At 64.0% G+C, this 13,567-nt stretch carries 13 protein-coding genes; 5 read left to right on the forward strand and 8 right to left on the reverse strand.

Translation table 11 applies throughout. The features are described 5' to 3' along the window. Window positions 1-76 precede the first annotated feature (76 nt). From ASD80_RS07600 to ASD80_RS07610, 3 genes are all read right to left on the reverse strand, one after another. The gene (locus tag ASD80_RS07600) at window positions 77-850 is read right to left on the reverse strand and encodes a carbohydrate ABC transporter permease (protein ID WP_244488967.1); all 774 of its coding nucleotides are present in this window, start codon (window positions 848-850) and stop codon (window positions 77-79) included. Window positions 851-953: 103 nt separating this feature from the next. Continuing rightward, the gene (locus ASD80_RS07605; RefSeq protein ID WP_082555131.1) at window positions 954-1,901 is read right to left on the reverse strand and encodes a carbohydrate ABC transporter permease; all 948 of its coding nucleotides are present in this window, start codon (window positions 1,899-1,901) and stop codon (window positions 954-956) included. A gap of 3 nt (window positions 1,902-1,904) precedes the next feature. Further along, complete coding sequence (locus ASD80_RS07610; protein ID WP_056230922.1) at window positions 1,905-3,194, reverse strand: ABC transporter substrate-binding protein; 1,290 nt, start codon at window positions 3,192-3,194, stop codon at window positions 1,905-1,907. A gap of 467 nt (window positions 3,195-3,661) precedes the next feature. Here ASD80_RS07610 and ASD80_RS07615 point away from each other — a divergent pair, with 467 nt between their 5' ends. Beyond that, entirely contained in the window at window positions 3,662-4,585 is a 924-nt protein-coding gene (locus tag ASD80_RS07615; protein ID WP_056230924.1) for a LysR family transcriptional regulator, read from the forward strand. Window positions 4,586-4,724: 139 nt separating this feature from the next. On the opposite strand, the gene ASD80_RS07620 is transcribed toward ASD80_RS07615, so the two are convergent. Genes ASD80_RS07620 through ASD80_RS07635 form a run of 4 tightly spaced genes read right to left on the reverse strand, consistent with a single transcriptional unit; the run spans window position 4,725 to window position 8,543 of the window. Continuing rightward, window positions 4,725-5,414, reverse strand: coding sequence for a TetR/AcrR family transcriptional regulator (locus ASD80_RS07620; RefSeq protein WP_056230925.1), 690 nt, complete (start codon window positions 5,412-5,414; stop codon window positions 4,725-4,727). Further along, window positions 5,365-6,888, reverse strand: a complete 1,524-nt coding sequence (locus ASD80_RS07625; RefSeq protein ID WP_056230927.1) for a tripartite tricarboxylate transporter permease — start codon at window positions 6,886-6,888, stop codon at window positions 5,365-5,367. Before ASD80_RS07625 ends, ASD80_RS07620 begins: the two co-directional genes overlap by 50 nt. A gap of 14 nt (window positions 6,889-6,902) precedes the next feature. Beyond that, window positions 6,903-7,445, reverse strand: coding sequence for a tripartite tricarboxylate transporter TctB family protein (locus tag ASD80_RS07630; protein WP_056230929.1), 543 nt, complete (start codon window positions 7,443-7,445; stop codon window positions 6,903-6,905). A gap of 60 nt (window positions 7,446-7,505) precedes the next feature. After that, window positions 7,506-8,543: a Bug family tripartite tricarboxylate transporter substrate binding protein gene (locus ASD80_RS07635; protein ID WP_056230931.1), complete on the reverse strand. Its 1,038-nt coding sequence runs from the start codon at window positions 8,541-8,543 to the stop codon at window positions 7,506-7,508. Between the two features lie 217 nt (window positions 8,544-8,760). Here ASD80_RS07635 and ASD80_RS07640 point away from each other — a divergent pair, with 217 nt between their 5' ends. The 4 genes from ASD80_RS07640 to ASD80_RS07655 all read left to right on the forward strand — a co-directional run bounded on the left by ASD80_RS07640 (window position 8,761) and on the right by ASD80_RS07655 (window position 13,086). After that, window positions 8,761-9,501, forward strand: coding sequence for a sulfite exporter TauE/SafE family protein (locus ASD80_RS07640; RefSeq protein ID WP_056230934.1), 741 nt, complete (start codon window positions 8,761-8,763; stop codon window positions 9,499-9,501). 255 nt (window positions 9,502-9,756) lie between these two features. Next, window positions 9,757-10,908 (forward strand): Gfo/Idh/MocA family protein, encoded by a 1,152-nt coding sequence (locus ASD80_RS07645; RefSeq protein ID WP_056230935.1) that lies wholly within the window; start codon window positions 9,757-9,759, stop codon window positions 10,906-10,908. 184 nt (window positions 10,909-11,092) lie between these two features. Then, window positions 11,093-12,265, forward strand: a complete 1,173-nt coding sequence (locus ASD80_RS07650; protein WP_056230937.1) for a dihydrodipicolinate synthase family protein — start codon at window positions 11,093-11,095, stop codon at window positions 12,263-12,265. Continuing rightward, a complete protein-coding gene (locus tag ASD80_RS07655; protein ID WP_056230938.1) occupies window positions 12,262-13,086 on the forward strand; it encodes a sugar phosphate isomerase/epimerase family protein in 825 nt (274 codons plus the stop codon). The genes ASD80_RS07650 and ASD80_RS07655 overlap by 4 nt, the downstream gene beginning before the upstream one ends. Here the strand turns inward: ASD80_RS07655 and ASD80_RS07660 are convergent. Further along, window positions 13,083-13,466 carry a hypothetical protein gene (locus tag ASD80_RS07660; protein WP_056230940.1) on the reverse strand — a complete coding sequence of 128 codons (384 nt, stop codon included), beginning with the start codon at window positions 13,464-13,466 and terminating at the stop codon, window positions 13,083-13,085. The genes ASD80_RS07655 and ASD80_RS07660 overlap by 4 nt on opposite strands. Window positions 13,467-13,567 lie beyond the last annotated feature (101 nt).

The following is a 13,567-nucleotide window of genomic DNA, read 5'->3' on the forward strand; positions in this document are numbered from 1 at the left end:
AATCCGGTCTACAAGGTCGGCAGTCAATCTTCCCTCCCCTCAAGGGGGAGGGGGCGATGACCCAAGGCGTTCTGCTTCACCGCTTCATCCCCGTCGTGGCGATGCCCTCGATGAGCAACCGCTGGAAGAACAGGAAGAACAGGAAGATCGGCACGAGGCTGAGCACGCTCATGGCGAACAGGCCGCCATAGTCGCTCTCGCCGGTTGAGTCGGTGAAGGTGCGCAGGCCCAGCATCACCGTGTAGGACTTCATCTCGCTGAGATAGATCAGCGGCCCGAAGAAATCGTCCCAGGTCCAGATGAAGGTGAAGATCGCCGCCGTGGCCAGTACCGGCATGGAAAGCGGCATGATGATCTTCCAGTAGATGCGCCAGGGCGAGCACCCGTCCATCTGCGCCGCCTCATCCAGTTCCTTGGGCAGGCCGCGGAAGAACTGCACCATGAGGAAGATGAAGAAGCCGTCGGCAGCGAGGAACTTCGGGACCACCAGCGGCAGGAAGGTGTTCACCCAGCCTAGCTGGCGGAACAGCACATATTGGGGGATGAGCGTCACCTGGTAGGGCAGCATCAGGGTCATCAGCATCATGGCGAACCAGAAGCTCTTGAACTTGAACTCCAGCCGGGCAAAGGCAAAGGCCGCCATCGAGCAGGCCAGCACATTGCCCACCACGGACAGGCCCGAAATGATGAAACTGTTGAGATAGAACGTGGCAAAGCTGGTGCGCAGGCCGTTCCAGCCGCGGATATAGGCGTCGATGCTCCACGACGAGGGGATGATGCTGGCCGAGGTGAAAATCTCGTTTTCGGGCCGGAACGACGCAGCCATCAGCCACAGCAGCGGATAGAGCATCAGCAGCGAAGCGGCGATCAGCGCCACATGCGTCAGAATACCGATCAGGCGCTTGCGCCCCGGCGACTCGGTGCCGGTCACCACCGTCAGCTTGGCGGGGACATCACTCATCGTAGTGTACCCAGTATTTGGAGGAGAGGAAGGAGATGGCGGTGAAGATGCCCACCAGCGCCAGCAACACCCAGGCCAGCGCCGAGGCGTAGCCCATGCGGAAGAAGGCGAAGGCCTCCTGGTACAGATAGAGCGTGTAGAACAGCGTCGAGTTGATCGGGTTGCCGGTGCCGCCCGAGATGATGAAGGCGGGCGTGAAGCTCTTGAAGGCCTCGATGGTCTGGATGATGGCGTTGAAGAACACCACCGGGGTCAGCAGCGGCAGGGTGATCTTGACGAACTGGCGCCACCTGCTGGCCCCGTCGAGACTGGCCGCTTCATACATGTCCTGCGGAATCTGCCGCAGGCCGGCAAGGAAAATGATCATCGGCGAGCCGAACTGCCAGATGCTGAGAATGATCAGCGTCCACAGCGAAGTCTTGGGGTTGGAGATCCAGCTCGGCCCGGCAATGTCGAACACCGCCAGCAGCTTGTTGACCAGGCCGTCACCCGCAAAGATTTGCCGCCACAGGATGGCGATGGCGACCGAGGCGCCGAGCAGGCTCGGCAGGTAGAACAGGGCGCGATAGAGCGGCAGGCCCCTGATGCCGCGATTGAGCAGCATGGCCACCATCAGCGCAAAGGCCAGCTTGAGCGGCACCGAGAAAATGACGAAGAACATGGTCACCCGCATCGAGGCCCAGAATTTGGGGTCGTTGGTGAACATGCGCATGTAGTTGGACGCGCCGACCCAGTCGGGCGATGTCAGCAGGTCGAAATCGGTGAAGCTCAGATAGAGCGACGTCACCATCGGCCCGATGGTGAGGCCGAGGAAGCCGATCAACCAGGGCAGCAGGAACAGGTAGCCGGGGGCGTCGTTCTGCCAGATGCGTGACCAGACTGTCGGAGTGGCCACGCGCTCCCTTGTCGGAGCGGCCGATTCAAGAGAGCGCGTGGTCATGGTTTAGGCCCGGCTGAGGATATCGTTGGCGCCGCTGATCAACTCGCGACCAGCTTCTTCCGGCGTCTTGGCACCGAAGCCGACTTCCTGACCCAGGGTACGGATCAGCGAGGCGTCGATTTCACCGGCGGCGGCCGGCGGAGACGGCGGCAGTGCACCGAGCAGGTCACCCAGATTGGCCACGAAATTGAGCGCAATCTGGCTCTGGCTATCCAGGGTCGGCGCAACGATGTCACGCGTTGCCGCGATACAGGGCACGCCGCGTTCGACGCCAAGGATCTTGGCGGCTTCCGGGTCGGAGATGAAGAAGTTGAGGAACTCGGCCGCTGCTTCCTTCTTGGCGGAGCTGCCGCCAACCGAGAAGAACATCGACGGCTTGCGGTAGTGGCCGCCACCGGCGCCGGGCGCGATGCGCGGGTAGCCGATCATGCCCAGCGTGTCCTGCATGATGGCCTGGTAGCCGACGAGCTGGTTGGAGTTGGACGGCATGATGGCCGACTTGCCCTGGACCAGCATGGTGGTTTCCACCGCACCAGTATCGATCGCCTGGTCTTCGGCCGAGACGCAGACGCCAGCGTCGCGCAGCTTGCTCCACAGGGTGTACCACTCGATGGCATCGTCTTCGTCGTAGCCGAGCTTGCCATCGGCGGTGTAGAGGGCCTTGCCGCGCTGGCGCAGCCAGTTATCCAGCATCGGCTCGGTGTAGGAACCGTCCGAAATCACCTTCATGCCACCACGGATATTGGCACTGTTGAAGGCCTCGCCCATGGTCATGATGTCATCATAGGTCCAGGCATTGGTCGGCGCCTCTATGCCAACCTCTTCGAAGGCCGGCAGGTTGACCAGCGAGGCCACCGAGTTGGCGCCCAGGGAGATGCCATAGAGCTTGCCATCGACCTTGCCGCCTTCGAGCTGGTCGGCGTCGAAATCGGCGAGCTGCAGGGCGCCGCCGACAAATTCGTCAAGCGGCGCAATGGCGTTGCGCTTGGCGTATTCGACGATATAGCGGTAATCCATCTGGATGATGTCGGGGGCATTGCCACCGGCGGTCTGGGTCGCCAGCTTGGGCCAGTAGTCGTTCCAGGCGAGGAACTCGCCTTCGACGTCGGTGCCCTTGGCGGCCTTGTAGAGGTCGGTCACGCCATAGGTGAGATCGGCACGAGCCTGGCCGCCCCAGAAAATAAGGCGAAGGCTGTCGGCCTGGGCCCAGGCCGGCATGACACCGGCAGCGCCAGCGGCGACGAGCGCGGACGTGCCCATCAGGAACTGGCGGCGATCGATACGAGTAGTCATCAGGTTTTTCCTCCCATGAAACTGTGGCCGCTCCGGCATCCGGAACGGAAGGTGACCCGCAGCCTCCCCGCTGCTAAATCACCAATCGGTTACATCGTCTGCTGCAGCGTCGGCAATGGTCACCAATGCTGCGGTATCGCGCTTTTTGCCGGAATCTCCTTACGCAAATTGCACAAATAACCGACTGGTTACGACATAGCACACCCTTTTGCGGCAAGGCAATCACTTGTATGGAAGATGCGGAAAGCTGGTAAATCCAGCTCGGGGGTATATCCGGCCCCCGGACAAATCGCCCCGGTTTCCCGCTGTTTCAGGCCGCCTCCACCCTTGGGACGCACCCTGCTTCCTTGACCGCCCTGGCAGCCGCTTCCTGTCTTGCTAGCGTCAGACTGGCGCAGTCTCGACCAAAAGAAAAATACGAAATATCCTGTCCGATATAGATTTTTTCTATGTCGTGGAGCGATAGTATGGACAAGCTGCTCAACCAGTTCCTGGCCGTGGCCGAGGCGGGCACGATCAGCGCCGCGGCGACGGCCCTGTTCGTCACCCAGCCGACGCTGACCTTCAACATGCGCAAGCTGGAGGAAAATCTCGGTGTGCCGTTGCTGATCCGTACGCCGCGCGGGGTGGAGCTCACCGAATATGGCGAGACGCTCTACCAGAACGGGCGGCTGATGCGCCGGCTCTATGACAATACGCTCAACGCCATTGCCCATCAGCAGGGCCGGACCGAACAGGGCCTGCGCATCGGCTCGGGCTATTCGTGGTGGACCCTGTTCATTCGCGACATGGTGCTCGACTATACGCAAAGCTACCCCAATGCCCGCATCCATGTGAGCCTGGGCAACCAGCTTCGCTGCATGGACCAGTTGCTCAGCGGCGATATTTCACTTTTTGTTGCGCATGAGATCGAGGGGCTGAGCCGCAGCACCGGGGCACGGCTCATTCCGCTCACCCGCGTCGGCCAGGGTTATTTCGTGCGCGAGGGGCATCCGCTGCTCAGCCGCCCGCGCTCCATTGCCGAAGTGGAGGCCTATCCTGCGGTGACCAGTTCCCTGCCCGAGATCCGCCATCAGCGCTTCTTCGAGGCGTGGAGCCGCACCACCAGCGGCAGTGCCCCGTTCGACCAGGGCAAATATGCCTTCGCCTCCAATTCCCTGGCCGCCTGCCTCGACTATGTCGAGCGCACCGATGCGGTGATCAGCCATACCGAGGTGATGGAGGACGAATTCATCCGCCGCGGGCTGCGGCGCATCAGCGTCACCGAACCGACGCGGCAGAGCCTCATCGGCATCTATGTGCTGCAGGAACGCGCCGAAGAGCCGCGGGTATTGGAACTGATCGAGCGGCTGAAGGAGAAAGCCAGCGCGGTCTTGCCGCCGCTGGAATAGCTTGCCACGCCCTCGTGGTTCGAGGCTCGTAAGAACTCGCACCTCACCATGAGGGCTACTCTTGGCTCGATGTCCCAGTAGCCCTCATGGTGAGGCGGGAGCGCAGCGACCCTCGAACCACCAGGGCGTGGCAACATGCTCAATCCGACCGCGTCCGCAGATAATCCAGCACCATCTGCACCGCCTGCGCCTCGCGCTCCTGCACCATGTCGATGCCACTCAAATCCCGCGCGAAGATCACCGACAGCGTCGCCATGTTGGAGACATAGAAAAACCCCAGGGCGGCGATGGAGATATAGAGCTGCACCGGATCGACGTCGCGACGGAAAATCTTCAGCTCCGCCCCGCGCTCGACAATGGTCCTGATCTGCCCGACCAGCGGGGAATGCAGCGCCTGGATATCGGGCAGGGTCTTCAAAAACCGCGCATTCTCGATGTTTTCCGTGCCGAGCAGGCGCGGGAACCACGGATTGGCCAGGAAGTGGCGGAAGGTGAAGCGCACCAGCCGATCCATGGCATCGACCGGCCCGTACTGGTCCAGCGACAGCGCCCGCTCGCCGCGGCGGATTTCCTCATAGGCGTCGAGCAGCACCGCCCGGTAGAGGTCTTCCTTGTTGCCGAAGTAGTGGTAGAGCAGCCGCTTGTTGGCGCCCGCCAAAGCCGCGATGGCATCCACCCGCGCGCCCTCGAAGCCGCGCTCGGCGAATTCGGCCCGGCCGGCGACGAGGATCGCCGCCTTGGTCTTGATCGAATTGCGCGCCCGCTTGGCCGGAGCCGCCTCAGCTTTGGGCTGGGGCGGCGCTGCCGCGGGTGAAGAGGGCTCTGACACGCTTGGATACCGCCGGGATGGACATCAGGATGGTGAAGACGATGATGAGGCAGATAACAGCACTGATCGGACGGGTAAAGAACGGGCTGGGATCGCCATTGGTCAGCAGCAGGCCACGCCGCAGGTTGAGATCCAGCAGGTCGCCCAGGATGATGCCCAGCACCAGCGGGGCCATGGGATATTTCATTTCGCGCAGGATGAAGCCGACAATGCCGAAGCCAACCATGACATAGACGTCGAACATGCGCTGGGTGATGGCGAAGGAGCCGACCACGCAGAGCACATAGACCACGGCCATCAGCCGTTCGCGCGGCACGGCCAGCACGGTCAGCAGCGGCCTGGTCAGCGTCAGGCCGAACACCAGGATGGCCAGCGTCGAGAACAGCAGGACCGCGACGATCTGGTAGAGCACTTCGGGGCTCTCGGTCATCAGCAGCGGACCGGGCCGGATGCCGTGGATGAACATGGCGGCGATCAGCACGGCGGCAGCGGCCGAGCCGGGCAGCGCCAGGGTCAGGGTCGGGATCATGGCGCCCGGTACCACGGCCGAATTGCCGGTTTCGGCGGCGATCAGCCCCTCCTGGCTGCCCTTGCCGAACAGGTGCGCCTCCTTGCTGGAGCGCTTGGCGGCAGCGTAGGAGGCCCAGGCACCCACATCCTCGCCGACCCCCGGCACGATGCCGACAAAGGTGCCGATAACGCCCGAGCGCAAGGTGGTCTTCCAGTATTTGAGGATTTCGCTGAGCTTGGGGATGACGCGGTCGCCCGACGAGACGATGCGGGCATGGGCGGTACGCTTCATGACGCCGAGGATTTCGGCGAGACCGAAGGCGCCCACCATGGCCGGGATCAGGTCGATACCGCCCCCCAGGCCGGGAATGCCAAAGGTGAAGCGCTGATAGGCATGCAGCGTTTCCATGCCCACCATGGCCACCATCAGGCCCAATATGCCGGCGATGTAGCCTTTGAGCGGGTCATCCATGGCGGTGAGCTGGCCGGAAATGACCACGCCGAACAAAGCCAGCCAGAAGAATTCATAGGTGCCGAATTTCAGCGCTGCCTCGGCCAGCAGCGGTGCGATCAGCGCCAGGGCAACGATGCCGATGACAGTGCCCAGCGCCGAGGAGGTGGTTGCCAGCCCCATGGCGAGGCCCGCCTTGCCCTGCAGGGCCAGCGGATGGCCATCGAGCGTCGTCGCGGCGCTGGCCGGCGTGCCGGGAATGGCCAGCAGGATGGCGGTGCGGCTACCGCCATAGATGGCGCCCGAATAGATGCACATCAGGCACAGGATCGCCTGGTCCGGCGCCATCTTGTAGGTCAGGGTGACCAGCAGGGCGACGCCCATGGTCGCCGTCAGCCCCGGCAGCGCGCCGATGACGATGCCGAGCAGGGTCGCCCAGGCGATGTTGAACAGCGATAGCGGCGTCAGGAAATGGGCGATGCCGCCCAGCAGCATTCCGAGTCCGTCCAGCATGGCTCAGGCTCCGCTCATGGCAGGCGCACCAGGAAGGCGCGTTCGAAGACGAGGGTGACGATGGCTCCGGTGGCCACGGCAAGCCCGAAGGCCCAGGGCAGCGACTGCAGCAGGCTGCGGCGAGGCTCGGCCAGCCAGGTCTCGAACACCAGGATGAAGGCAAAGACGAACAGGCCGGTGGCCAGCCAGAAGGGCAGCAGGCCGACCAGGCCGAGCGTATAGGCGAGGCACAGCACGAGCACGATGCCGGCGCGCCCGGCCGCGCCGGAGGTGATGGCGGCGCCCAGGTCGGTCCAGCCGCCTGGTGCCGGCAGGCGCAGCGAGCGCACGGCCAGGACCACCCCACAGATGAGCAGCGCCGCGCTCAGCAGGCCGGGCACCAGGCCCGGGACGGTGAAGGAATGAATGCGGCGCGCTTCCAGCCGGTCCATGGTCCAGGAGCCGTAAAGCATTGCCGTCGCGAGCACGATGAAGAAAATGGCGGCGAGCAGGTCGGCCCGGATCATCGCCGGACTGTGCCCCTCGCCTTGCAGGTCGGGTTCGGCTGGTGTGGTCATGCAGGAATCCTTGGCGAGTCGGCCCGGCGAATTGCGCCGCCGGGCCGGTCTTGTGGTCTCTTACTTCCCGACTTCCGTCCGGGTCTCGCAGTCGATGCCGATGGTGGAGGGGTCGTTGACCGCCTCGCCACGCGCCACCGACGAACAGGCTTCCAGGATCGCCACCGGCATGGCCAGCGCGCGGGCCTCGGGGCCATAGGAGGGGGCGAAGACCGCACCGAAGGTTTCGGCATAGGTCTTGAGCTCGGGCGAGTTCATCACCTTGTCGGCCCAGATCGCGTCGACCGTGGCCAGCACTTCGGGCGGCGCATCGGACGGGATGAAGATGCCGAAATAGTCGGGAGCCAGTTCCATGTCCGGCAGCCAGTCGGTGATCGGCGGGATCGGATCGACGCCATCCAGCACCAGCGGCTGGTTGGACAAGACGGCCAGGGCCTTGAGGCGCCCGCCACGGATCAGCTCGGTCTGTTCCACCGCAAGCTGGGTGGTGACCATGGCTTCGCCCGAAGCGGTGGCGATCGCGGCGGGGCCGCCGCCATCATAGGTGATCATGTTGTACTCGAAGCCATCGGCGGCGTCGGAAAGCGCGGCGATGGCCGTGCCGCCCGACGAGGTGATGCCGGCGGTGGCGACGGTGATCTCGCCGCCGCGCGTCTTGAGCGCTTCGAGCAACTGGCCGAAATCGGTGAACTCGCTGCCGGCCGGCACGCTGACCACGGGGACGTTGGCCACCGAGAGATAGATGTGCCAGTCGTCGATATCGGTGTCGGCCAGCAGGCCCGAGACGTGGTAGGTGGCATTGTTGGCGATGGCGTTGGCCGTCCAGGTATAGCCGTCATGCGGGGCATTCAGCACTTCCTGGGTGCCGATGGCGCCCGAGGCGCCCGGCTGGTTGACCACAACCACATCCACGCCCAGGGCTTCGCCCAGGATCGGCGCCGTGACGCGGGTCACCTGGTCGGTCGAGCCGCCGGCGCCCCAGGGTACGATCAGGTTGATCGGCCGGTCGGGCTTCCACTCCTGCGCGGCGGCCAAAGATGTGCCCAGCAACAGCGCCGATGCGCCGCCAGCCAGGACAAACAGCAGTCGTCTGTTCATCGTGTTCCTCCCTTGGTGCGCGGTGCCCGGATGTTTCCAGTGCCCGCCACGGCCAGACTGGGGGCCGTTTTCGGCAGAGTCAACCACGAAGTAACTATCCAGTTATCCGCAAACGTTTTCGGTGCTGGAAAATTTTGCTGCTATTGCCGCTAGATAGCCATTGCGCTGGCGCGCCAATCGCCGCAACCTGAACCGATAGTGGATTTGGGGTACGGGTTTGGAACTGCAATCGATCATCATCATGACCCTGGCCCTGGCGGCGGGGGCCATCGTCAAGGGTGCCACCGGCATGGGCCTGCCGCTGGTCGCGCTGCCGGTGCTGACTGCGGCTTTCGGCCTGCAGCATGCGGTCGGCCTGATGGTCATTCCGCTCATCGTCACCAATGCCTGGCAGGTCTGGCGCTTCCGGCGCGAGGCCGGGTCGGACCGGTTGGCCTTCATGCCGTGGTTCCTGGCCGGGGGCGTCGTCGGTATCGGCGTGGGCACCTGGGCGCTGACCACCCTGCCCGAGCGCGTCCTGGTGCTGGCGCTGGGCGCGATGCTGCTGGGCTATATCGGGCTGCGCCTCGTTACCCCGCAATGGTCTCTCGGCCTGAAGCTGGCCCGGCGTCTCGGGCCGCTGGCCGGCCTGGGCGGCGGTACGCTGCAGGGGGCGACCGGGATTTCCGCGCCCATCGGGGTGACCTTCATTCACGCCATGAAACTCGACCGAGATGCCCATGTCTTCACCGTCTCGGCCATGTTCCTGACCTTTGCGGTGGTGCAACTGCCGGCGCTGTGGGCGGCCGGGGTCATGCGGCCCGAATGGATGCTGCAGGGCGTGCTGGCGCTGGTCCCCATCCTCGCCTTCATGCCGCTGGGCCACTGGATCAGCGGCAAGCTCAGCCGCACCGCCTTCGACCGCATGATCCTGGTCTTCCTGGGCCTGATCGGGCTGAAGATGGTGCTGGGGGTCTGAGGGGCACTGGCCTCTCAATCGTCTCCCTCCCCCTTGCGGGGAGGGATCAAGGGTGGGGGTGTTTAGCCCCGATATCGGGGCTAAACCACACCCCCTCCCAACCTCCCCCGTCAAGGGGGAGGAGCCGCCCAGTGGGCGCTGCAACCTCGACCCGTCATTTAAAGGTCTTCCACCAATCCCGCTTGACGCCACCCCGCATCGCGTATAGCTAAGTAACTAATCAGTTACACGCGAAAGCGGCACGGGAGGTTTCAAATGGCAGACAGGCGGCTCGGACTCATCATGCACGGCGTCACCGGGCGCATGGGCTACAATCAGCATCTGGTCCGCTCGATCCTGGCCATCCGCGACCAGGGCGGCGTGGTGCTGTCCAATGGCGATCGCCTCGTGGTCGATCCGATCATCGTCGGGCGCGATGCCGACAAGATCGAGCGCCTGGCCAAAAAGCACAATATCGCGCGCTGGAGTTCCGACCTCGACGCCGCCCTCGCCAATCCCGAGGACACGGTATTCTTCGATGCCGGCACCACCTTGATGCGCGCCAGCCTGCTGGAAAAGGCCCTGGCCGCCGGCAAGCACGTCTATTGCGAAAAGCCGACCTCGGATTCCCTCGATATCGCGCTCAACCTGGCCAAGACCGCCCGCGCGTCCGGCCTCAAGCATGGCGTGGTGCAGGACAAGCTGTTCCTGCCGGGCCTGCTGAAACTGAAAATGCTCCGCGATTCGGGCTTCTTCGGCAAAATCCTCTCGGTGCGCGGCGAGTTCGGCTATTGGGTGTTCGAGGGCGACTGGCAGCCGGCGCAGCGCCCGAGCTGGAATTACCGCAAGAATGACGGCGGCGGCATCATCCTCGATATGCTGTGCCACTGGCGCTACGTGCTCGACAATCTGTTCGGGGAAGTGCAGGCCGTATCGTGCCTGGGCGCCACCCATATCCCCGAGCGCGTCGACGAAAAGGGCAACCGCTTCAAGGCTGATACGGACGATGCGGCCTATGCCACGTTCCAGCTCGAAGGCGGCGTCGTCGCCCAGATCAATTCAAGCTGGGTCACCCGCGTTCGCCGCGACGATCTCGTCACCTTCCATGTCGACGGCACCCATGGCTCGGCCGTGGCGGGCCTCCACAAATGCTGGAGCCAGCATCGCGTCAACACGCCCAAGCCGGTGTGGAATCCCGACCAGCCGCAGACCATGAACTTCTTCAACGACTGGGAAGAGGTGCCGGACAACTGGCCGGTCCAGAACGGCTTCAAGGCGCAGTGGGAAATGTTCCTGCGGCACGTCGCCGAGGACGCGCCGTGGGAATACGGCCTCGAAGCCGGCGCCAAGGGCGTGCAGCTGGCCGAACTGGGCCTCAAGAGCTGGGCAGAACGCCGCTGGCTCGACGTGCCGAAGCTGGAATTCTAGTCGCGTGGGGCACATGCCCCACCCCACCCACGATGTCACCCCGGCCTTGAGCCGGGGCCCATCCTGAGATTGTGCCGCCGCAAGGTGGACCGAACGACCACCTTGCGGTCGTTTCTCGATCTCGAGATGGATCCCGGCTCAAGGCCGGGATGACACCGAGTTTGTTGAGACCTCGGAGGCCAAGATGACCACCATAAACCTGCCCAATCCCGACCGGACCATCACCCCCTACACCCTCACCGGCACCCCGATCCCCTTCATCCGCCACAAGGCCTCGGACTTCTCCCGCATCGCCTATGCCGCCGCCCACGTCGTGGCCGACCCGCTGGCCAGCAACGACCCCTGGCTCACCCCCGCCATCGACTGGGACACCACCCTCAAATTCCGCCATCGCCTGTGGGATCTCGGGCTCGGCGTGGCCGAGGCCATGGACACCGCCCAGCGCGGCATGGGCCTCACCTGGACCGAGGCGCAGGAGCTGATCCGCCGGGCTCAGGCCGAAGCCCGCACCCGCGATGACAGCCTCATTGCCTATGGCGCCGGCACCGACCACCTGGCCCCCGGCCCCGATGTCACCATCGACCAGATCATCAAGGCTTACGAAGAACAGGTTGGCTTCGTCGAGGCCCAGGGCGGCCGCGTCATTCTCATGGCCAGCCGCGCCCTCGCCGCAGCGGCCAAGTCACCCGACGATTACGCCAAGGTCTATGGCCGCATCCTCTCCCAGGTGAAGCAGCCGGTCATCATGCACTGGCTGGGCGAAATGTTCGACCCGGCTCTGGCCGGCTATTGGGGCCACGCCGATCACGACAAGGCCATGGATGTCTGCCTCGACGTCATCGCCGCCAATGCGGACAAGGTCGACGGCATCAAGATTTCCCTGCTCTCGGCCGAAAAGGAAATCGCCATGCGACGGCGGCTGCCGGCTTCGGTGAAAATGTATACCGGCGACGACTTCAACTATGCCGAACTGATCGCGGGCGACGACCAGGGTTATTCGCATGCCCTGCTCGGCATTTTCGACGCCATCGCCCCGGCCGCCTCGGCGGGTCTCGCGGCACTCGGCAAGGGCAACAATAACGAGTTCTTCGACCTGCTCGAACCCACCGTGCCGCTCAGCCGCCACATCTTCGCGGCGCCGACCCGCTTCTACAAAACGGGCGTGGTGTTCCTCGCCTATCTCAACGGATTGCAGGATCACTTCCAGATGGTGGGCGGGCAGCAATCGACCCGCTCGATCCAGCACCTCAGCGAGCTGTTCCGCCTCGCGGATAAAGCACGTGTCCTGAGTGACCCCGAATTGGCCGTTTCGCGCATGAATGCGGTGCTCAACGTTAACAGTGTGCTAACCAAATGACCCAACGCGCTATCTCGCTGAACCTCGCCACCACCCGTCAGGTCTGGGGCTTCGCCGAAGCCGTGGACGGGTGCCTGCGGGCCGGAATCACGGCCATTTCGCCCTGGCGCGACCAGATCGCTGCCATCGGCCTCGATGAGGCGGCCCGCATCGTCAAGGCCAATGGGCTACAGGTCACCGGCGTCTGCCGCGGCGGCATGTTCCCTGCCGAAACCGCTGCGGGACGGCAAGCGCAGATCGATGATAACCTGCGCGCCATCGACGAAGCCGCCGCGCTCAATGCCGATTGCCTGGTGCTGGTGGTGGGCGGATTACCGGGCAGTTCCAAGGACTTGCCCGGCGCGCGGCAGATGGTGACCGACGGCATCGCCGCCATGCTGCCGCATGCCCGCGCCTCGGGGATAAAGATCGCCATCGAGCCGCTGCACCCCATGTATGCCGCCGACCGCGCCTGCGTGAACACCATCGACCAGGCGCTCGACATCTGCGAAACGCTGGGCGAAACGGTCGGCGTCGCCGTCGACGTCTACCATGTCTGGTGGGACCCGCGGCTGGCGCAATCCATTGATCGTGCTGGCAGAATGAAGCGTATCTTCGCCCACCATATCTGCGACTGGCTGGTGCCGACCAAGGACATGCTGCTCGATCGCGGCATGATGGGCGACGGCGTCATCGATCTGCCCGCCATCCGGAAAATGGTCGAGGATGCGGGCTTTTACGGCCCACAGGAGGTCGAGATTTTCAGCCAGGACAATTGGTGGAAACGCGATGGCGACGAGGTTCTCGCCACCATCAAGGAGCGCGTCGCGACCGTGTGCTAGGCGCGCGTATAGGTCAGCGTCTGGCAGAAGATGCCGCCGCGGCAACCCTGGATGTCGATCGTGTCGGGGCTGGTCATGGTCACCGTGGCCTCGGCACTGATGCCACCGGCTTCCAGCTCACCCTTCCACTGATTGGGCGCTACCTGCTCGGCCTGCATCACCTGCTTGCCGACAAAGGCCAGGTTTTCCTCGGTGGCCGATCTTCCCTCGAGATTGGTCAGAACACCGCACAAGGCCGTGCCATCGCCGCAGAGCGAGAAATCGAACGAGGTGCCATAGCTGTCAACGAAAGTGCCGTCCGGCGTGGCGGTGGCGGCAAAGACAGGAATGGCAGTCGCGGCGCAGAGCGCGCCAATGGCAAGAATCTTCTGAATACGCATGGGTATCTCCACGCGACTACACCCGCCCCAGGCCGCCGCTATTTCATGATTGATCAATGGCCAACGCAAACCGCTCGGAAGAGTTGCGCTGACCGCGTCAA

Origin of the sequence: Devosia sp. Root635 (assembly GCF_001427605.1) — a bacterium.
Taxonomy (GTDB): domain Bacteria; phylum Pseudomonadota; class Alphaproteobacteria; order Rhizobiales; family Devosiaceae; genus Devosia.

Coding starts and splice junctions, on each gene's coding strand:
- ASD80_RS07660 (WP_056230940.1), bottom strand. CDS start 13,466: ATGCGTATTCAGAAGATTCTTGCCATTGGCGCGCTCTGCGCCGCGACT.
- ASD80_RS07635 (WP_056230931.1), bottom strand. CDS start 8,543: ATGAACAGACGACTGCTGTTTGTCCTGGCTGGCGGCGCATCGGCGCTG.
- ASD80_RS07655 (WP_056230938.1), top strand. CDS start 12,262: ATGACCCAACGCGCTATCTCGCTGAACCTCGCCACCACCCGTCAGGTC.
- ASD80_RS07615 (WP_056230924.1), top strand. CDS start 3,662: ATGGACAAGCTGCTCAACCAGTTCCTGGCCGTGGCCGAGGCGGGCACG.
- ASD80_RS07650 (WP_056230937.1), top strand. CDS start 11,093: ATGACCACCATAAACCTGCCCAATCCCGACCGGACCATCACCCCCTAC.
- ASD80_RS07630 (WP_056230929.1), bottom strand. CDS start 7,445: ATGACCACACCAGCCGAACCCGACCTGCAAGGCGAGGGGCACAGTCCG.
- ASD80_RS07610 (WP_056230922.1), bottom strand. CDS start 3,194: ATGACTACTCGTATCGATCGCCGCCAGTTCCTGATGGGCACGTCCGCG.
- ASD80_RS07605 (WP_082555131.1), bottom strand. CDS start 1,901: ATGACCACGCGCTCTCTTGAATCGGCCGCTCCGACAAGGGAGCGCGTG.
- ASD80_RS07645 (WP_056230935.1), top strand. CDS start 9,757: ATGGCAGACAGGCGGCTCGGACTCATCATGCACGGCGTCACCGGGCGC.
- ASD80_RS07625 (WP_056230927.1), bottom strand. CDS start 6,888: ATGCTGGACGGACTCGGAATGCTGCTGGGCGGCATCGCCCATTTCCTG.
- ASD80_RS07600 (WP_244488967.1), bottom strand. CDS start 850: ATGCTCTATCCGCTGCTGTGGCTGATGGCTGCGTCGTTCCGGCCCGAA.